Source organism: Streptomyces sp. NBC_01232 (genome assembly GCF_035989885.1).
In the GTDB taxonomy this organism is placed as follows: domain Bacteria; phylum Actinomycetota; class Actinomycetes; order Streptomycetales; family Streptomycetaceae; genus Streptomyces.
This window is the reverse complement of record NZ_CP108518.1, coordinates 8,144,313-8,162,157: the sequence shown is the minus strand read 5'-3', so window position 1 is coordinate 8,162,157 and position 17,845 is coordinate 8,144,313. Positions and strand designations below refer to the sequence as shown.

The window sequence follows — 17,845 nt, the reverse complement described above, 5'->3', positions numbered from 1 at the left end:
CGCCGGTACCCACTGCCTACCTTCCACCTCGTCACGAGGAGAGGAGAAGGGGCATGCGCCGCTTCGGAAGGACGCTGGTCACTGCCGCGCTGGCGGTGGCCGTCGTCGGGGGGACCGCCGGATGGGCCTCGGGCGACAGCCAGACAGCGGTCACCGGACCGCCGCCGGGGACCGCCGCATGGCGGGCCGACACGGCGTCCGGCCGGCCGCTGCCCGATCCGGCGACCGCGGCACCGCACGAGGTGGCCGCGTTCTTCGCCGGGCTGGACGACGCGGCGCGCCGCGCACTCGTACGGTCCCACCCGCTGGTGGTGGGCAACCTCGACGGGGCTCCGCTCCCCCTGCGGTACGAGGCCAACCGGATCGCCGCGGCCGCCACGGGCGAGGCGCGGTACGCCCCGCTCGCCGCGCCGGACCGCCGGATCCTGGCCTTCGACCCGCGCGGCCGCGGGCAGGTGGCCGAGGTGTTCGGGGACCTGGAGCACGCCGCGCACGTCTCGGTGATCGTGCCCGGTTCCGACAACGACGCCACCGTGTACGACGCCCGGCGGGGGCCCCACACGGGCCCGGCCGGGATGGCGCGCTCCCTGCGCGGGGCGACCGGCGGGGCCACCGCCGTCGTCGCGTGGATCGGCTACACCACCCCGGTCGGCGTCGGCCTGGACGCCGCCGACGGCCGGCTGGCCCGGGCGGGTGCGTTCCGTCTGGCCCGCTTCACCGCGGGACTCGACGCGGTCGGCGCGCCCGACCCGGTGCTGTTCTGCCACAGCTACGGCTCGGTGGTGTGCGGGCTCGCCGCCCGGCACACCGACGCCACCGACGTCGTCGCCTTCGGTTCCCCCGGGATGCGCGCCGCCACCGCGGCCGCCCTGCGCACCGACGCCCGCGTCTGGGCGGCCCGGGGGCCGTCCGACTGGATCGCCGACGTCCCGAACGTCGAATTCGCGGGCATCGGTCACGGCGCCGACCCGGCGTCTGCCGCCTTCGGCGCCCGCCGGGTGCCCGCAGCCGACGTACAGGGCCACACCGGCTACTTCGCGCCCGGCACCCAGTCACTGACGGCGTTCGCCGCGATCGCCAAGGGAGAGCTCCGATGAGCGCCTCGGCCACCCTGGCCCCGCTGCGGAAGGCCGCCGCGCGGATCGACCGGCAGACGCCCGCCCACCGCGACCGCGCGATCGACGGGCTGCGCGCCCTGGCGCTGCTGGCCGTGCCCACCGGGCACTGGCTGCTCGGCGGCTTCACCCTCGACCCGGAAGGCGGCCTGCACAACGCGAGCCCGCTGTCGGCCTTCGGCGGTCTGGCGCCGGCGAGTTGGGTGCTCCAGATGCTCGGCATCTTCTTCCTCGTCGGCGGATACGCGTCAGCGCTCTCCTTCGGGCGCCGCACCGGTTCGACGGGCGCCTGGCTGAAGGGCCGTATCGTCCGGCTGGGCCGGCCGGTGCTCGGGGTGACCGCGGTGTGGGCGGTGGCCGCGCCCGTGCTGTACGCGGCCGGCGTGCCGGAGGCGTCGCTGCGCACCGGGGCGACGCTGGTGATCCAGCCGTTGTGGTTCGTCGGGGTGTACGTGGTGGTCACCGCGCTGACACCGTACTGCGTGCGGGCGGCGCGGCGCCTCGGAGGCTGGGCCGCGGCCCCGTTGCTCGGTTCGGTCGCCTTGGTGGACTTCCTGCGCTACGGGCCGCTCGCCGACTCGGTGCCGTCCTGGATCTCGCTGGTGAACATCCTGCCCGGCTGGCTGTTCGCGTACCAGCTCGGCGTCTCGTGGGGCGAGCGGCGGATCGGGCGGCGCGGGGCCTGGCTGCTGCTGGCCGGCGGGGCACTGCTGTTCGCGGCACTGCTGGCGGTCTTCCACTATCCGGCGTCGATGGTGGGCGTACCGGGTGCGGCACGGACCAACTCGCACCCTCCGTCGCTGCTGGTACTGGCCCTGGCCTCGGTCCAGTCGGGGGCGGCGATCCTGCTTCGCGACCGGCTGGCGAAACTCCTGGACCGGCCCGCCCTGTGGGCTCCGGTGGTCGTGATCAACCTGTCGGCGATGACGATCCTGTGCTGGCACCAGACGGCCATGCTGGCGGCCGCCGTGCCCGGCTCGTTCGTGGGCGGGGTGGCCGGTCTCACGACGGCGCCGGACAGCCTGGGCTGGATCGCGGCACGGCTGGCGTGGATGCCGGTGTTCGCGGTGCTGTTCGTTCTCATCGCCCGCTACGCGCGCCGCTTCGAGGGCCCGCCGCGGGAGGGGCGCGGGGCGAGCGCGCTGCGCCGGACGGTGGCAGGGGTGCTGGCGGCGGGATTCGCGGTGTTCGCGCTGGGCCTCGCCTGAGTGGTGCGCAGACAGCCCGCTTGTGCCGGTACGGGACGAGGTCACCACGGAAGCCGTGCAACGCAATTGGGGCGGGCCCCTCCTGCCCCGGGCGCAGCCGTGCCGTGGCGGCCGGGAGTTGGCCTCGCGCCGACAAGGTAGCTGATAATACTTCAGACCCCCTGGTCACGACCGGTGTGACCGCCCCTCGGGGGCGTGGCCGGGCAGCCGCGCGACGCGGCCGCCCTGACGCATGGAGAAGGCGATCGCGTGAGCCCCAAGCACTCCCGCCCGGCGCGGAAGACCGACGAACAATTACTGCATTCCTCCCGCCCTGCCGCGACCGCGCAGCAGGTGACGGCGCCACCCGTGGGGCTGATGGCGCTGCAGGCCGGCGCGGGTAACGCCGCGGTCGTCCAGATGCTGCACAGGGCCGGTCGCGTCCGGGACGAGGAACAGCACCAGCACTCCGACGGATGCGGACACGAGCAGGCCGAACACGCCGGGCCGGCCGAGCACGCCGGGCAGCCCGCGGTGCAGCGCTCCACCGTCCACGACGTCCTGCGCGCCCCCGGACGTCCCATGGACCACGCCACCCGCACCGACATGGAGGCGCGGCTCGGAGCGGACTTCTCCGACGTCCGCATCCACGAGGGCAGCGCCGCCCGCGCCTCCGCCGCCGAAGTCGGCGCCCGTGCCTACACCTCCGGCAGCCACGTCGTCCTCGGTGACGGCGGCGGCGACAAGCACACCCTCGCTCACGAGCTCACCCACGTCATCCAGCAGCGCCAGGGGCCCGTCGCGGGCACCGACAACGGAGCGGGTCTGCGGGTCTCCGACCCCTCCGACCGTTTCGAGCGCGAGGCGGAGGCAAATGCCGGCCGGGTCATGGCGGCAGGTCACCTGGCCGCCGCCCACGTGCAGCGTCATGCGGCGCCCTCCCCCGCCTCGGGCCCTCACACCGCCGTGCAGCGCGTCGAGGACCCCCAGGCGCGGATGACGGTCGAGTACTGGGAGGACAGGGCGGGCCTGGGCGGGGCCAGCAGCAAGGCCGCAAAGGACCGTGGCGCGCAGATCAAGGCCTCCAAGGCGAGCGCGAAGAAGTTCAAGGCCAGCAAGCCCCCGCGCTCGATGGATGAGGTCGTCAAGACCGTCGGCCCCCAGCTTCTGACCGAGCTGGCGCGGATGGGCGACGAGGCCGGGCGGATGGAGCTGTACCGGTCCATGAGCTTCGACGAGGCCCACAGCGCTCTGACCTACTGGGGAAACGAAACCGCGCGGAAAGAACTGCTGGACTACATAGGTTCCGGTACGGGCACGGGAAAGGAATTCAGGGAAAAAGGACTCACGGGCATGACCATCGGGTCGCATCTCGGCGACCAGGGTCAGGCCGATGGATACTACGAAACCCAGGGCGAACCCTATGCGGTCCAACTGAAGTTCACGCTGAAGCCGGGCGCCCATGAACTCCTTTTCCACCCAAACCACATGGCTCTCGGGCCGGGTTACAAGAACGACCTGATCCGCAAGGCGAACGAGGACACCGGGGAATACCGGAACGCGAACGCGAACGAGGGCACACTGGGCGGGTACATCGGCGTGAAGGCCGAGGACAAGGAACCCTACAGCCTGGGCATCGCGCAGGGGAACAACGGAAAGAACGGCAGGGAGCTCGGCGCGAGCCAGCTGCTCTTCCAGCTTTTCGTCGAAGACGTCACACTGGTGAAGAACCGGTCGGGGAAAGAACTGCCCTCGGCGCAGCAGGAAGCCATCGCCGCGTAATCAGGCGTTGCCGTGGATGTCCGAAGCGCGTTCCGGACATCCACGGCACCCGTGCGATCACGTCTTCGCGCCGCCGAAGTCGGGCAGCATGACCGAGCCGTCTGCGGCGAGGGGGAATCCCGGGTTGTGAGCCACTTCCCAGCAATGGCCGTCCGGGTCCGCGAAAGCGCCGGAGTAGAACCCGATCGCGTTGACGGCCGCCGGCTTGGTGACGCTGCCTCCTGCCCGTCGTACGGCGGCCAGCAGCTCGTCCACCTCGGCCTCGGAGCGGACGTTGTGGGCCAGGACGATCCCGCCGAACCCGCCGGCCGGTCCGGGCTCGACTCCGCAGTCGCGAGCCAGCTCCTCCCGGCCCCACAGCACCAGCGCGAGCCCGCCGGCCTGGAAGAAGACCGTCTCCTGGACCTCCTGTCCCCGCCAGCCCAAGGCCTCGTAGAAACCCTTGGCGCGGGCGAGATCGGAAACCCCCAGGGTGATGCGTTGTTCCATGCGAGCACCCTATGGGCTGTCCCGTAATCCCCGGCGGGCGCACGACGCCAGCTACGGCACCGGGCCGGCGGACGACACCGGCGGCTGCGGTCCGGATACGGCGAGAGCGCCGCTCCCCCGGGGGAGCGGCGCTCTCGTTGTGTACGGGTGCTCCGCGTCAGGCGATCGAGGCGGCGACGATCGCGGCCACCGCCAGGTTGCAGGCCGCCGAGACCCAGACCGCCGGGTGGGGCTGCGGGTCCACGACGATGGCGCCGAGCTTGCCCGGGGTCACCAGGTCGAGCACGAGGAACGCCACCGCCATCAGGATCAGGCCGAGCACGCCGAAGGCTGCGGTGGACAGCAGGCCCTTGCCGAAGTCCGAGTACGTCGTCCAGATCGAGGTGAAGACGATGCCGCCGATGCCGAGGAGCGCTGAGCTGAGGAAGAGGGCCGCGTTGCGGTTGCGCTCCTCCCAGATCTGCTTCGGCAGCTTCCCGGGCGTCAGTACGTCCACCAGGACGATACCGAGGATCAGCAGGACCAGTCCGAGGGCGCCGTAGGCGCTGGTGCGGCCAAGTCCGTTGATGATGTCGCTCATTGAGAAGCCTGTCTCCGCGTGGGTGGGAAAGTATGTGCCGTGGAGAGGCCGAATCTATCGCACGGCCTTGACGCGGACCATGGGGAGGTCAGCAGATGGTAAAGGTCAGGGCCGCTCGACCGGCCGAGGCGGAGGACCTGACCGGGCTGGTGATGCGGTCCAAGGCGTACTGGGGCTACGACCGCGGGTTCCTCGCCGCGTGTGCGGAGGAGCTGCGGATCCGGGCCGAAGACGTGACCGCCCGCCGTATCGTCGTGGCCGAGAACGGCCGGGGCGAGGTGCTCGGGGTCTCCTCTCTCGAGGGCGCCGGCCCGCTCGCACGGCTGGGGCTGCTCTTCGTGGAGCCGTCGGCCGTCGGACAGGGCGTGGGCCGGCTGCTGTACCGGGACGTGCTGCGGCGGGCCGCCGAGCTGGGCGTGCGCCGGCTGGTGATCGACTCCGATCCGCACGCGGCCGGGTTCTACCGGGCGATGGGGGCCGTGGCCCGGGCCGCACCGGACCCGGCCGCCGCCCTGGTCCGCTTCGAGGTGAGCCCCGCCCCGCTGGCCGGCTGGGCGCGGGCCTGGACCGGTGGCGGGCGGGCCGTGCACCTGGGCAACGTCGGCGAGTTCAACGCACAGTTCGGCGACGCCACCCTGGACCGGGAGCAGCGGCCCGCGCACCACTACGCCTGCCTCGCCGCCTTCTACAGCCCGTACCCGGCCGTGCTGGTGCTGCCGCGGGCGGTGCCGAGCGGCTGGACCGAGCTGGTCTGCCGGCAGCTGGGCTGGACCGGCGTGGAGGTCCACGACGGGCTGGTGGACGGGGATCCGGGCCTTGCCGATGCCGTACGGGCCCGGCCGGCGCTGGCCGCGCGGCTCACCGGGGCCGGGCTGCCCCTCGTACCGTGGGGGCGCACCCCGGCGTTCGGTCTGCTGGCGGGCCGGCCGTGGCGGCCCGGGGAGCTCCGCTACGAGTCGAAGTCCGCGGCGCACGGGCTGTTCGGGCGGATCCTGGCGGACGGCGGGCATCCGGGGATCGTGCTCCCCCGGCAGTGGCCGGCCCGCGGGCGATGGTCGGCGGCCCGGCTGCTGGCGGCCCGGACCAGGGCGGGTGAGAGCACTGTTCTGAAATCGGAGCACGGTGTCGGGGGTTCGGGCACCACGGTGGTCACCCCCGCGCAGGTCCGCGCCGCGGGCGGGGCCCTGGCCGTAGTGCGCCGGCTGCCGCGCGGGCCGCTGCTGGTGGAGGAGTACGTCGGCGGTCCGGCGGCCGGGGGCGGGGAGGGTGCCGGTGCAGGGCCCGGCGGTCCGCGCGACCTGACGTACGACGGGTTCGTCGACGACGCGGGCCGTGTACACGACGTCGGCGGGGCGGTGATGGACGTGACGGACGACGGCTGCTACCGGGGTGCGACGGTGGGGCCCGGCGTGGTGCCGAATTGGGCGGAGAAGCCCCTCCTCGCCTTCGGGTCGGCGGTGGGCCGGGAACTGGCGGATTCCGGCTACCGGGGCTGGTTCGACGTGGACTTCGTGGCCGACGGGGAGGGGCGGCTCGCGCCGACCGAGACGAACCTGCGGCTGACCGGGCCGTCGATCGCCTTCATGGTGGCGGCGCGGCTCGACGTGCTGCGGGGCGCGGGTCACCTCGTACGGATCGCCGACCGGGTGGAGCTGGGCGCGCGGCTGCCCGAGGCCCAGCTGGACGAGTTGTGCGCGGCCCTGGTGCGGGGCTGCGCCGGGCTCGGGGCGGTGTTCGTTCCCGCGATCCCGACGGGTGCCTTCGAGCCCGCGCCCTGGCTGGGTGTGCTGGTGGCCGCGCGCAGCGAGGAGGCGCTGGACGCGGCCGAGGCGCTGGTCCGGGCCGAGGCCCTGGCGGTCGGGGCGGTGTTCGCCGCGCCGTGACCGGCCCGCACTGCCGACCGGTCGGCGGCGGTCCGATCGGCGGTCGGGCGGCAGTCGGCGGTCGGGCCGGCGGTCCAGGCGGCGGTCCGGTCAGTCGTCGAGGGGGTCGTGGAAGTCGAAGGGGTCCGCCGGCCTGGCGACGACGTAGGCCGCGGCGACGGCGCCCGCGATCATCAGCGGGACGTTGAAGGTGTAGACGAGGGCGGCCTGGAGCGGCCAGTCCTGTTTGGCTGCCAGCCGGTAGAGGTTGTCCTGCGGCCACCAGGCCAACAGCAGGTAGGACACGGCCAGATGGGCCGCCACCGTGAGGGCGGGGCTGCGGCGCTGACGCCGCATCCGGGCGCGGCCGCCGAACAGGAACACCAGGCCGATGCCGAAGGCGAGGCACTCGAAGAGGTAGAGGACGGAGAACAGGAACGCCCAGGGCTGCGGCACTCCGGTGAGGTCGGTCGATCCGGGCCACAGGAGATTGGTGATGATCAGCGCGACGAAGCCCAGGACGCCCCCGCAGCCCGCCGCACAGGACGCCGGCATCCCCTCCTGGCCGCCCGGGGCGGAACCGTACTTGCCGGACTTGGCGCCGCCGCGCCGCGCCGCCGCCGCGGGCAGGATGGGAAGCGGCAGGGCGTCCCGGTCCTCCCGGCCCGCCGCGTTGCGGGGCAGGTTGCGCAGCCGGATCACGGTGCGCGGGGATTCCTCACGGAGCACCTTGCCCGCCAGGTGGTCGCGCAGCCCCTCGATGTCCGGCAGCACGGCCGCCGGGGTCCGGGTCGGTCCCCCGGGCGGTGGGGCCACGTAGGCGACGAGCCGCCGCGGGCCGCGCGGGCCGTCCACTCCCTTCAGGATGACCGCGCCGATGCCCTCGTGGCTGCGGATCGCGGACTCCACGGGGTACGGGTCGACGATGCGGCCGCCGGGCAGGGTGATCCGGTCCCGGATGCGGCCGCCGAACTCCAGCAGCCCGTCGTCGCGGAGGAGGCCGAGGTCGCCGGTGGGTATCGCGTCACCGCCGTCCGGCGGAACGATGCGGATCTCCCCGCCGTGCACGTCGGCCCGGAAGCCGGGGAACGCGGTGCCGAGCAGGGAGATCGTTTCCGGGTCGTCCAACGGGTGCGGCAGCTGGGCCAGTTCGAACCAGGTGCCGACGCCGGCGCACTCCGCGGATCCGTAGATGTTGAGCACGCGCGCACCGGGGCGCAGCAGGACCTGCAGGGTGGCCTGCTCGTCGAGGTAGAGCCGGTCGCCCGAGACGGCGAGCAGCCGCAGCGAACGGCAGGCGGGGTCCGCACCGCGGTGGCCGGGCGGGCCGGCGGCCGCCGGTGGCGCGTCCTCGATCAGCAGCCGGGTGGCGCCGGCCGGGTCGGTGTGCAGGACGGTGACGCGGTCGGTCTCGAGGGCCGCGCGGATGTCCTCGGGCTTCCGGTCGGAGCGCGGGGAGAGCACGAGGGCGCCGCCCGAGCACAGGGCCCGGGTCCAGCCCGCGGCGAAGGCGGTGACGTCCGTACCGGCCGTGAACAGGTGCCGGTCCTGCGGGGTCGGCCGGGCCACCTCGGCCCAGCCCTCGTGGGCGGCCAGGAGCATCCCGTGGCCCACGCGGACCGCGCGCGGCTCGGCCGCCCCGGTGAACAGGACGACGGCGGTGCGGCCGGGTGACGGGGCGGCCGGCCCGGAAGGCCCGGCGGAAGGCCCGGCGGAAGGCCCGCCGGAAGGCCCGCCGGAGGGCTCGGCCGGCCGTTCGGTGCGCGGTCCGCCGATCGCGGTGGTCTGCGCGTCGAGCCGGATCACCCGCAAGCCGCTGCCGTTGTCGAGGGCGGCCTGCTGGGCGGCGTCGGTGAGCAGGACGTGGGGCTCGGCCGCGGTGAGCTGCCGACGCCCGCTGCGCGGGGCGCGGACGTCGATCACGGTGTAGGCCCCGCCGGCCTTGAGGGCGGCGAGGAGGGCGACGACCAGTTCGCTCTGCCGGGCGGTGCCGATGGCGACGAGTCCGCCGGGCGGCAGGCCGGAGTCGAGGAGACGGCGCGCCAGCAGGTCGGCGCGCGCGTCCAGTTCCCCGTAGGTCAGGCTGTCCGGGCCGGCGATGAGCGCGCGGGCTCCGGGGGTGTCCCGGGCCCATTGCTCGAAGCGGTGCAGGACGGTGTCGGTGGTTCGCTTGCCGAAACGTACGGACTCGGATCCCTGCGTCATGAACCGATGATGCCACCGGGCACCGACAAGGGGTGGCGGTCGCGTATATCCCTCCATGGAGCAGGAGTTGGCTTCCCGTACGGGCGGTCCGTAACGCATGCCTTGACCTCGAGCTCGGTTGAGGTCCTAGCGTTCGAGCCATGGACATGGAAGTCACCGCCTGGACGTCGCTCCACAGCGCGATCAACGCCCAGCAGGACCGTCGCCCGTTCTCCCGGGCCGGCCTGCGCCGCGTCGCCGCCTTCGCCCGCCCGCACCGCCGCGGGCTCACCCTCTTCCTTCTGCTGAGCGTGGTGACCGCCCTGCTCGCGGTGGCCACGCCGGTGCTCGCCAGCCGGGTCGTCACCACCATCGTGGAGGGGCGCGACAGCGGCGCGGTCACCCGGCTGGCCCTGCTCATCGCGGTGATCGCGGTCGCGGAGGCGGGGCTAGGGCTGCTGACCCGCCGGCTGTCCGCCACCCTCGGCGAGGGGCTGATCCTGGACCTGCGGACGGCGGTCTTCGACCACGTGCAGCGGATGCCGGTCGCCTTCTTCACCCGGACCCGGACCGGAGCCCTGGTCAGCCGCCTCAACAATGACGTGATCGGCGCCCAGCGGGCCTTCAGCAACACCCTGTCGGGGGTGGTCTCCAACACGGTCACCCTGCTGCTGACCCTCGTGGTGATGCTCAGCATCTCCTGGCAGATCACCCTGCTGGCGCTGGTGCTGCTGCCGGTGTTCGTGCTGCCGGCCCGCCGGATGGGCGCACGGATGGCGGCGATGCAGCGGGAGGCCTCAGCGCTGGACGCGGCGATGGGCACCCAGATGACCGAGCGGTTCTCGGCGCCCGGCGCGACGCTGGTGAAGCTCTTCGGGCGGCCGGCCGACGAGTCCGCGGAGTTCGCGGCCCGCGCGGCCCGCGTACGCGACATCGGGATCCGTACGGCAATGGCCCAGTCGGCCTTCATCACCGCCCTCACCCTCGTCTCGGCCCTGGCCCTCGCGCTGGTCTACGGGCTCGGCGGGTACTACGCCCTGCGCGGCTCGCTCGACGCCGGTTCCGTCGTCGCCCTCGCCCTGCTCCTGACCCGGCTGTACGCCCCGCTGACCGCGCTCGCCGGGGCCCGCGTCGAGGTGATGAGCGCAATGGTGAGCTTCGAGCGGGTCTTCGAGATCCTCGACCTGCAGCCGCTCATCGCACAGAAGCCGGACGCCCGCCGGGTCCCGGAAGGGCCGGTGGCCGTGGAGTTCGACCGGGTCTCCTTCGGATACCCCGCCGCCGACAAGGTCTCGCTCGCCTCCCTGGAGGAGGTCGCCACCCTCGACGCCCGGGGCGGGACGCAGGTGCTGCACGAGGTGTCCTTCCGGGCCGAGCCGGGCCAGATGGTCGCCCTGGTCGGCTCCTCCGGCGCCGGCAAGTCGACGATCGCGCAGCTGCTGCCCCGGCTGTACGACGCGGACGCGGGCGCGGTCCGCCTGGGCGGGATCGACGTACGGGACCTTTCGGCCGAGTCGATCCGCGACACGCTCGGCATGGTCACCCAGGACGGACACCTCTTCCACGAGTCGGTGCGGGCCAATCTGCTGCTGGCCCGGCCGGAGGCCTCCGAGGAGGAGATCTGGGAGGCCCTGCGGCGCTCGCGCCTCGACGGGCTCGTCGCCTCACTGCCGGACGGCCTGGACACGGTGGTCGGGGAGCGCGGGTACCGGCTGTCGGGCGGGGAGCGGCAGCGGCTGACCATCGCCCGGCTGCTGCTGGCCCGGCAGCGCGTGGTGATCCTCGACGAGGCCACCGCGCACCTGGACTCGACCTCGGAGGCCGCGGTGCAGGAGGCCCTGGGCGAGGCCCTGGCGGGCCGGACCGCGGTGGTGATCGCGCACCGGCTGTCGACCGTGCAGGCGGCGGACCTGATCCTGGTGGTCGAGGACGGCCGGATCGTGGAACGGGGCACGCACACCGGGCTGCTGGCGGCCGGCGGCCGCTACGAGGAGCTGTACCGCACCCAGTTCGCGGTGTCGGGCGGCGAGGCACCGGTGTCGGGAGCATGATGCTGTGATGGACATCAAACTGGAACTCGTCGCCGTCCCCGTCAGCGATGTCGACCGGGCCAAGGCCTTCTACGAGAAGCTCGGCTTCAACGCCGACCACGACGTCACCGTCAGCGAGGACATCCGCTTCGTCCAGCTGACCCCACCGGGCTCGGCGTGCTCGATCGCGATCGGCAGGGGGCTGACCCGGATGACCCCGGGGTCGCTGGACAACATGCAGGTGGTCGTCACGGACATCGAGGAGGCGTACGAGGACCTGCGCGGTCGGGGGGTGGAGGTGACCGAGATCCAGGACCTGCCGTGGGGCTCCTTCGTCTATTTCTCCGACCCGGACGGCAACGGCTGGGCGGTCCAGCAGACCACCCCGCGCAAGACGGCGGACACCCCCTGAGCACGGCCCGCCCCCGACCGCCGGAGCCGGGCGGCACGGCGGAGACCGCCGGACCGCCACGGCCCGCGCCGGGTCACCCCATGGACCACAGGACGTCGGCGACCGGGTCGGCCGTGTGGTTGTAGCGGCTCCTCACGTCCTCGTCCTGCTCCACCCGCCACTGGCCGTCCTCGAGGATGAGGCGGAGCGCATAGCGGAAGGGCTTGCCACCGTCGCGCTGGCCCGTGGCGAGGACTCCCTTGCCGGCCGGGTGCTTCCGGGACGCCTTCACGTCCTGGATGTGGTCGATGGTGAACCGCAGCGGCGCTGCACCCGGCTCCGGGGTCCGTTCGGTCAGGGACTTGCGTGCGGCGACGCAGCCGTCGACCGTTCCGCCGTCATCGCTGAAGTTGGGTCGTGCCGCCTTGGTTTCGTGCTCGCACATGGCCTTGACGTCGGCCGGGTCGAGCATCCACGCCTTCATGAACCCCTCGGCGGCGGCCGTGATCCGGACGTCCTCGCTCACGGTCGTCGGACTCCCGAAGGGCTGGGGGCCGCCCTGTCCTCGCGCGGGGCGGCGGGCTCGGAGGAGCCGCAGGCGGACAGCGCGGCGGTCGTCAGCACGGTCGCGGCCAGGCAGGCCGCTCGCACGACGGCGGTTCGGTGGCGCATGGTGTTCTTCCCCCTTCCGGGCGGGGCCAGGAGCGGACCCACCCGGTTGTCGATCATTTGTGAGGACGATAACCGACACCGGACCGGGTCCCGGCCGTGCTCCCGGGCGACGGGGCTCCTTGGACGTTCCGCCGAGGGTGCGGCGCGCGCATGGTCCGGAACGCGCATTGCTCGGGCGCGTGTTGGGGGCTTGGCTTGCCGGGGTCAACACGACGAGGTCGGTCCCGAGGAAGCGAATGACACCCATGCTCGACGGCTGTACCCCCTGGCCCGAGGCGTTCGTCGACCGCTACTGGGCGGCCGGGCACTGGCAGGGCAACACGCTCGACAACCTGCTCCGCGGCTGGGCCCGGCACCACGGGCCGCGGACCGCGCTCGTGCACGGCGGCACCCGCGTCACGTACGCGCAACTGAACCGGCGCGTGGACCGGATGGCCGCCGGCTTCCGGCTGCGCGGCCTGCGGCCCGGGCAGCGGGTCGTCGTCCAGCTGCCGAACGTTCCCGAGTTCGTCATCACCGTCTTCGCGCTGATGCGCACCGGCGTGGTCCCCGTGCTCTGCCCGGTGACGCACCGGGCGGCCGAGGTGTCCCGCCTCGTGCGGGTCAGCCAGGCCGTGGGTCACGTCGGGCCGCCGGCCCACGAGGGGTTCGACCTCGTGGCGATGGCGGCGGACATCGCGGCCCGAGGGCCTTTCCTGCGGCGGGTGTTCACCCTGGAGGCGCCTGGCGAGGCGTCCCCGTACGGCGGCTTCAGCATCGACGCGGCGGGCTGCCAGTACTACCCCTTGGCCTCCGTCGACTCACCGCCGGAGCGGCCGCTCCCGCAGAGCGCCGCCCAGGTGGCCTTCTTCCTGCTCTCCGACGGTGCGGGCGCGGAGCCCGCGCTCGTGCCGCGCACCCACAACGACTACGCCTACCAGGTGCGGGCCGCCGCCGGGCTGGTGTCGCTCACCGAGGACGACGTCTACCTCGCCGCGCTGCCCGCCGGGGACAACTTCGCCTTCGGCTGCCCCGGCATCGTCGGCACCCTCTCGGTCGGCGGCACCGTCGTGCTGGCCGAGAGCGCGGACCCCGCCGCGTGCTTCCCGGTCATCGAACGGGAGCGGGTCACCGTCACGTCGGTGGTGCCCGCCGTCGCCGAGGGCTGGCTGGACGCGCTCGCGTCGGTCCGGGCCGATGTGAGCAGTCTGCGTCTCGTGCAGATCGGCGGCGCTCCCCTGCCCCGGGCGACCGCCGTACGCGTGGGTCCCGAACTGGGCTGCCGCGTGCAGCAGGTGTCGGGCCGGGCCGAGGGACCGCTCACGCTCACCCGGCCCGCCGATCCGGACGAGAGCGTGCTCTCCACACAGGGCCGCCCGCTCTCGCCCGACGACGAGATCCGCGTGGTCGGCGCCGACGGCGCGGAGGTGCCCGACGGCGAGCCGGGCGAACTCATCGCCCGCGGCCCCTGCACGCCTCGCGGCTACTACCGGGCGCCCGACCTCAACGCACGCTCCTTCACCCCCGACGGCTGGTTCCGCACCGGAGACCTCGCACGCCGCACCCCCGACGGCAACCTGGTGGTGACGGGCCGCCTGCAGGATGCGCCGTCCGGCCGCTGAGGGGCGGGGACGGTGGGAGGATGCGTCGGTGCCGACACCGATGCCGATGGGCCGTGAACCGATGGACCGTGAGCCGATGGATCTCCGGGCGTACGTCGAACGGACCCGCGGCGGGCCGTGCTTCGTGTGCGCCTACCTCGCCGGGCACCCCGGCTTCGTGCACGAGACGATCCACGAGGACGAGCACCACGTGGCCTTCCTCGACCGCTGGCCCACGCTTCCCGGAAAGGTCCTGGTGGCTCCCAGGGCACATATCGAACATGCCGTCCGCGACCTGGACGCGGCGGCCTACACCCGGCTGATGCTCGTCGTACGGGAGGTCGCGCTCGCGGTCGAGGACGTCCTCGACTGCGAGCGGACCTACCTGTACTCGCTGGGGAGCCGGCAGGGCAACGCCCACCTGCACTGGCACATCGCGGCGCTGCCGCCCGGGGTCCCGTACGAACAGCAGCAGTTCCACGCCCTCATGACCGAGAACGGCGTCCTGTCGCGGTCGGCCGAGGAGCAGGCGGCGACGGCGACGCTCCTGCGCGCGGCCCTCGCCGCGCGCGGGGTGCTCGCACCGCCTCCGTGAGGTCAGGCCTGCGCGGGGGTGTGGTGGTGGTCGAGTTCCCACGCGTGGTGCTTGAACTCGTGGCGGAAGTCGGCGTGGTCCTCCCACTGGCGGGCGATGCCGCGCAGCACGTCCCAGTTGTGCTCCACCGACTGGTCGATGACGCGGCGCATGGCCGGCTCGGCGGATTCCCGCTTCTCGATGAGGCCCTTGATGGCGGAGGCCTCCAGGACGGAGTTGCGCAGGGCGCGCAGGGCGCGGGAGGTGTCGTCCATGGCGAAGCCGTGTTCGCTGCCCGTCGCCTCGTCGAACAGCGGGGTGAGCCGCGCCTCGATGAATGCGGTGATCCGCTCGAAGTGCTGCACGTCCATCGGGGGCTCCCTCTCCTGCCGGACCACACGTGGGCCCGGCGTCTCCACTCGCTTCTGCTGTTCGGGCGCCATTATCCAGCAGCCTCGTGATCTGTTTTGATGATCCACCGGGTGCGATCGACGCGGGGGGACCGGTGGACGGGAATTCAGGGCTGACGGAGCGTTTCGAAGAGCACCGCTCTCATCTGAGAGCGGTGTCCTACCGCATGCTCGGTTCGCTCGCCGAGGCCGATGACGCCGTACAGGAGACCTGGCTGCGCCTGAGCCGCTCCGACGTCGGTGCGGTGGAGAACCTCGGCGGATGGCTGACGACGGTCGTGTCCCGCGTGTGCCTGAACATGCTGCGCTCGCGCGAGTCCCGCCGCGAGGACTCCCTGGACGCGTCGCCCGCCGACCGCGTCGCCGGCCGTGAGGACACCGTCGACCCCGAACAGGAGGCCGTACTGGCCGACTCCGTCGGGCTGGCGCTGCTCGTCGTGCTCGACCGGCTGGCTCCCGCCGAGCGGCTCGCGTTCGTGCTGCACGACTTGTTCGCCGTGCCCTTCGACGAGATCGCCCCGATGATCGAGAAGTCCCCCGTGGCCACCCGTCAGCTCGCGAGCCGCGCCCGCCGCCGGGTCCGGGGAGCACCTCTGGCGTCCGAGGCCGATCCGAGCCGCCGGCGCCTCGTGGTGGAGGCCTTCCTCGCCGCCACCCGCGGCGGGAACTTCGACGCGCTCGTCACCCTGCTCCACCCCGACGTGGTGCTCCGGGCCGATGCGGCCGTCGTGCCCGCCCACGCCCCGGTCCTCCTGCGCGGCGCGGTCACCGTCGCCAGGAGCGCGATGGCCGCCATGCAGCGGGCGCAGGCCACGACGCCGGCCCTCGTCGACGGGCTGGTCGGCCTGGCGATGGCCCCGCTGGGACGGCTGTTCCTCGTGCTCGGCTTCACGATCGAGGACGGGCTGATCACGGAGATCGACATCGTGGCGGACCCCGTGCGTCTGGATGCGCTCGAACTCGCCGCGCTCGACATCTGATACCCGGCACCGGTAAGCGGCCGTAGCGATTCCGTGCCGCGGCCGCCCCTTCTGGGCCGCGGCACGGCGCTCGCATACTGGCGCCGTGACCGACTACGTCAAGCACCTGCCCACTGCGGCGATACCGGAGGGCGCTCCGGTCGCGGCGTGGGGTGTCGACCACGCGCGGCACTGGCTCCGGGCCGACCGCGTCCCGACCGTTTTCGCGCCCGGCGCCGGAGGATGGCTCCTCGTGGTCCCGGCCGTCCTCGCGCTCCTGCTGACGGACCGGCACGGCGAGGACTGGCGCAGTCTCTCGGCCGGCTTCCTGCTCGCCGCGCTGCCCTTCTGGTTCCGGTACCTGCCGGCGGCCACCCTGCTCGCCGCGACCGCCCTCGCGGCCGACGCCGCCCTCGCCCTTGCCGGTACCTCCGACACCGCGGGCCGGATCGGTCCGGTCCTGGTCCTCGCGCTCGCCGCCTGGGCGTTCACCGGGGCGCCGGGGGCGGTTGTGGAGGGGGATGCGGGAGCGGGTGCGGAGGGTGCGGCGGCTGCGGCTGACCCCGCACACCTGGGGAATGTCTTGCCGATCACGCCGGACTCGCGGGCCCCGGCCCCCGGGCCCGCCCCCGGGCTCGCCCCGGTTGCTCAGGGCGCGAGCACGTCCAGTTCCTCCAGCGCACCCACCGCGATGCGGCGGGTCAGCGCCTCGGCGCGCGCCGCGTCCCGCTCGCGCACCGCCTCGGCGACCTGGACGTGCAGGGTGACGGCGGCGGGGTCGGGATCGTGGAACATCACCGCGTGTTCGGTGCGGCCGGTCAGGACTTCGGCGACGACGTCCCCGAGGCGGGCGAACATCTCGTTGCCGGAGGCGTTGAGCACCACCCGGTGGAACGCGATGTCGTGCCGCAGATAGCCCTCCAGCTGGTGGCCGCGCGAGGTGCGGACCATGCCGAGGGCCGCCTCGGTGAGTTCGGCGCACTGATCCGGTGTGGCCAGGGTCGCGGCGAGACCGGCCGCGACCGGCTCGATCGCGGATCGCAGCACGGTGAGGGAACGCAGCTGCCGGGGCCGGTCCGTGCCGGCGAGCCGCCAGCGGATCACGCGAGGGTCGTAGACGTTCCACTCGTCGGTGGGGCGCACCGTGACGCCGACCCGTCGGCGGGACTCGACCAGGTGCATCGACTCCAGGACGCGGATGACCTCCCGTACGACGGTGCGGGAGGCATCGAAGCGTTCGGTGATCTCGTCCGTGCGCAGGACGCTGCCCGGGAGGTACTCCCCCGCCGTGATCGCGAGGCCGAGGGTGTCCAGCACATGGGTGTGGAGCCCCTGCCCCTGCCCGGGACTGCCTGCGGTGGTCATGGCGTAAGCGTACGGTGACGCTCCCGCCGCCGAAAGATGTGATGTTTCCGACCCGAGGCTTGAATAAGTACTACTTAATGCGCTTCAGTGGTGCCGCACGAACCGATGTCGACGAGGACAGCGAGGTAGGCGTGAGCACCCAGCGCGTCATTGTGGTGATGGGCGTGGCCGGTACGGGCAAGACGACCGTGGGCCGACTGCTCGCCGAGGCACTCGGCATTCCGTACGCGGAGGGCGACGCGTTCCACCCGGCGTCCAACGTCGCCAAGATGTCGGCCGGCACCCCGCTCGACGACGCGGACCGGTGGCCGTGGCTCGACGCCATCGGCGAATGGATCCGCAACCGCGCCGGCCTGCGCGGCGGCGTGATCGCCGCCTCCTCGCTCAAGCGCGCCTACCGGGACCGGCTGCGCGCCGCGGCCCCCGGGGCCGTCTTCGTCCACCTCACCGGCGAACGCCCGCTGATCGAGCAGCGCATGGCGGCCCGCAAGGGCCATTTCATGCCCACCACCCTGCTGGATTCGCAGTTCGCGACGCTGGAGCCACTCCAGGAGGACGAACCCGGCGTCGTCGTCGACGTGTCCGGCTCCCCGCAGGACATCACCGGGCGGGCGCTGGCCGCTCTGCGCCGGCTCCCCGCACACGAGAACTGAGGAAACGTCACC

At 73.2% G+C, this 17,845-nt stretch carries 17 protein-coding genes; 10 read left to right on the top strand and 7 right to left on the bottom strand.

The window, feature by feature from the left end; translation table 11 throughout:
• Positions 1-53 precede the first annotated feature (53 nt).
• From OG444_RS37495 to OG444_RS37485, 3 genes are all read left to right on the top strand, one after another.
• Positions 54-1,097 (top strand): alpha/beta hydrolase, encoded by a 1,044-nt coding sequence (locus OG444_RS37495; RefSeq protein ID WP_327266333.1) that lies wholly within the window; start codon positions 54-56, stop codon positions 1,095-1,097.
• A complete protein-coding gene (locus OG444_RS37490) occupies positions 1,094-2,323 on the top strand; it encodes an acyltransferase family protein (protein ID WP_327266332.1) in 1,230 nt (409 codons plus the stop codon). The genes OG444_RS37495 and OG444_RS37490 overlap by 4 nt, the downstream gene beginning before the upstream one ends.
• Positions 2,324-2,680: 357 nt before the next feature.
• Positions 2,681-4,084, top strand: a complete 1,404-nt coding sequence (locus tag OG444_RS37485; RefSeq protein ID WP_405792960.1) for an eCIS core domain-containing protein — start codon at positions 2,681-2,683, stop codon at positions 4,082-4,084.
• A gap of 57 nt (positions 4,085-4,141) precedes the next feature.
• On the opposite strand, the gene OG444_RS37480 is transcribed toward OG444_RS37485, so the two are convergent.
• Both OG444_RS37480 and OG444_RS37475 read right to left on the bottom strand, forming a co-directional pair.
• A complete protein-coding gene (locus OG444_RS37480) occupies positions 4,142-4,573 on the bottom strand; it encodes a VOC family protein (protein WP_327266331.1) in 432 nt (143 codons plus the stop codon).
• 157 nt (positions 4,574-4,730) lie between these two features.
• Positions 4,731-5,153: a DUF350 domain-containing protein gene (locus OG444_RS37475; RefSeq protein WP_030384867.1), complete on the bottom strand. Its 423-nt coding sequence runs from the start codon at positions 5,151-5,153 to the stop codon at positions 4,731-4,733.
• A 95-nt stretch (positions 5,154-5,248) separates the two neighbouring features.
• On the opposite strand from OG444_RS37475, the gene OG444_RS37470 reads away from it, so the two are divergent.
• Positions 5,249-7,036 (top strand): GNAT family N-acetyltransferase, encoded by a 1,788-nt coding sequence (locus tag OG444_RS37470; protein ID WP_327266330.1) that lies wholly within the window; start codon positions 5,249-5,251, stop codon positions 7,034-7,036.
• Between the two features lie 90 nt (positions 7,037-7,126).
• Here OG444_RS37470 and OG444_RS37465 read toward each other — a convergent pair whose 3' ends face one another.
• Positions 7,127-9,220 (bottom strand): AMP-binding protein, encoded by a 2,094-nt coding sequence (locus OG444_RS37465; protein ID WP_327266329.1) that lies wholly within the window; start codon positions 9,218-9,220, stop codon positions 7,127-7,129.
• Between the two features lie 140 nt (positions 9,221-9,360).
• Here OG444_RS37465 and OG444_RS37460 point away from each other — a divergent pair, with 140 nt between their 5' ends.
• Both OG444_RS37460 and OG444_RS37455 read left to right on the top strand, forming a co-directional pair.
• Entirely contained in the window at positions 9,361-11,250 is a 1,890-nt protein-coding gene (locus OG444_RS37460) for an ABC transporter ATP-binding protein (protein ID WP_327266328.1), read from the top strand.
• A 7-nt stretch (positions 11,251-11,257) separates the two neighbouring features.
• On the top strand, positions 11,258-11,641 hold the full coding sequence (locus OG444_RS37455) for a VOC family protein (RefSeq protein ID WP_327266327.1): 384 nt from the start codon (positions 11,258-11,260) through the stop codon (positions 11,639-11,641).
• Between the two features lie 73 nt (positions 11,642-11,714).
• Here the strand turns inward: OG444_RS37455 and OG444_RS37450 are convergent, their stop codons facing one another.
• Positions 11,715-12,146: a hypothetical protein gene (locus OG444_RS37450; protein WP_327266326.1), complete on the bottom strand. Its 432-nt coding sequence runs from the start codon at positions 12,144-12,146 to the stop codon at positions 11,715-11,717.
• Entirely contained in the window at positions 12,143-12,349 is a 207-nt protein-coding gene (locus tag OG444_RS37445; RefSeq protein ID WP_327266325.1) for a hypothetical protein, read from the bottom strand. Before OG444_RS37445 ends, OG444_RS37450 begins: the two co-directional genes overlap by 4 nt.
• A 179-nt stretch (positions 12,350-12,528) precedes the next feature.
• Here OG444_RS37445 and OG444_RS37440 point away from each other — a divergent pair, with 179 nt between their 5' ends.
• Positions 12,529-13,893, top strand: a complete 1,365-nt coding sequence (locus OG444_RS37440) for a (2,3-dihydroxybenzoyl)adenylate synthase (protein WP_327266324.1) — start codon at positions 12,529-12,531, stop codon at positions 13,891-13,893.
• A 28-nt stretch (positions 13,894-13,921) separates the two neighbouring features.
• Entirely contained in the window at positions 13,922-14,467 is a 546-nt protein-coding gene (locus OG444_RS37435) for an HIT family protein (RefSeq protein ID WP_327266323.1), read from the top strand.
• 2 nt (positions 14,468-14,469) lie between these two features.
• Here OG444_RS37435 and OG444_RS37430 read toward each other — a convergent pair whose 3' ends face one another.
• Positions 14,470-14,817 carry a hypothetical protein gene (locus OG444_RS37430; RefSeq protein WP_327266322.1) on the bottom strand — a complete coding sequence of 116 codons (348 nt, stop codon included), beginning with the start codon at positions 14,815-14,817 and terminating at the stop codon, positions 14,470-14,472.
• 134 nt (positions 14,818-14,951) lie between these two features.
• Here OG444_RS37430 and OG444_RS37425 point away from each other — a divergent pair, with 134 nt between their 5' ends.
• A complete protein-coding gene (locus tag OG444_RS37425) occupies positions 14,952-15,836 on the top strand; it encodes a sigma-70 family RNA polymerase sigma factor (protein WP_327266321.1) in 885 nt (294 codons plus the stop codon).
• A gap of 627 nt (positions 15,837-16,463) precedes the next feature.
• Here the strand turns inward: OG444_RS37425 and OG444_RS37420 are convergent.
• Positions 16,464-17,180: a FadR/GntR family transcriptional regulator gene (locus OG444_RS37420; protein ID WP_327266320.1), complete on the bottom strand. Its 717-nt coding sequence runs from the start codon at positions 17,178-17,180 to the stop codon at positions 16,464-16,466.
• Between the two features lie 131 nt (positions 17,181-17,311).
• Here OG444_RS37420 and OG444_RS37415 point away from each other — a divergent pair, with 131 nt between their 5' ends.
• On the top strand, positions 17,312-17,833 hold the full coding sequence (locus OG444_RS37415; RefSeq protein WP_327266319.1) for a gluconokinase: 522 nt from the start codon (positions 17,312-17,314) through the stop codon (positions 17,831-17,833).
• Positions 17,834-17,845 lie beyond the last annotated feature (12 nt).

Excerpts from the sequence above, each read along its gene's own strand:
- OG444_RS37495 (WP_327266333.1), top strand. The coding sequence starts at position 54 with ATGCGCCGCTTCGGAAGGACGCTGGTCACTGCCGCGCTGGCGGTGGCC.
- OG444_RS37490 (WP_327266332.1), top strand. The coding sequence starts at position 1,094 with ATGAGCGCCTCGGCCACCCTGGCCCCGCTGCGGAAGGCCGCCGCGCGG.
- OG444_RS37485 (WP_405792960.1), top strand. The coding sequence starts at position 2,681 with ATGGCGCTGCAGGCCGGCGCGGGTAACGCCGCGGTCGTCCAGATGCTG.
- OG444_RS37480 (WP_327266331.1), bottom strand. The coding sequence starts at position 4,573 with ATGGAACAACGCATCACCCTGGGGGTTTCCGATCTCGCCCGCGCCAAG.
- OG444_RS37475 (WP_030384867.1), bottom strand. The coding sequence starts at position 5,153 with ATGAGCGACATCATCAACGGACTTGGCCGCACCAGCGCCTACGGCGCC.
- OG444_RS37470 (WP_327266330.1), top strand. The coding sequence starts at position 5,249 with ATGGTAAAGGTCAGGGCCGCTCGACCGGCCGAGGCGGAGGACCTGACC.
- OG444_RS37465 (WP_327266329.1), bottom strand. The coding sequence starts at position 9,220 with ATGACGCAGGGATCCGAGTCCGTACGTTTCGGCAAGCGAACCACCGAC.
- OG444_RS37460 (WP_327266328.1), top strand. The coding sequence starts at position 9,361 with ATGGACATGGAAGTCACCGCCTGGACGTCGCTCCACAGCGCGATCAAC.
- OG444_RS37455 (WP_327266327.1), top strand. The coding sequence starts at position 11,258 with ATGGACATCAAACTGGAACTCGTCGCCGTCCCCGTCAGCGATGTCGAC.
- OG444_RS37445 (WP_327266325.1), bottom strand. The coding sequence starts at position 12,349 with ATGATCGACAACCGGGTGGGTCCGCTCCTGGCCCCGCCCGGAAGGGGG.
- OG444_RS37440 (WP_327266324.1), top strand. The coding sequence starts at position 12,529 with ATGACACCCATGCTCGACGGCTGTACCCCCTGGCCCGAGGCGTTCGTC.
- OG444_RS37430 (WP_327266322.1), bottom strand. The coding sequence starts at position 14,817 with ATGGACGTGCAGCACTTCGAGCGGATCACCGCATTCATCGAGGCGCGG.
- OG444_RS37420 (WP_327266320.1), bottom strand. The coding sequence starts at position 17,180 with ATGACCACCGCAGGCAGTCCCGGGCAGGGGCAGGGGCTCCACACCCAT.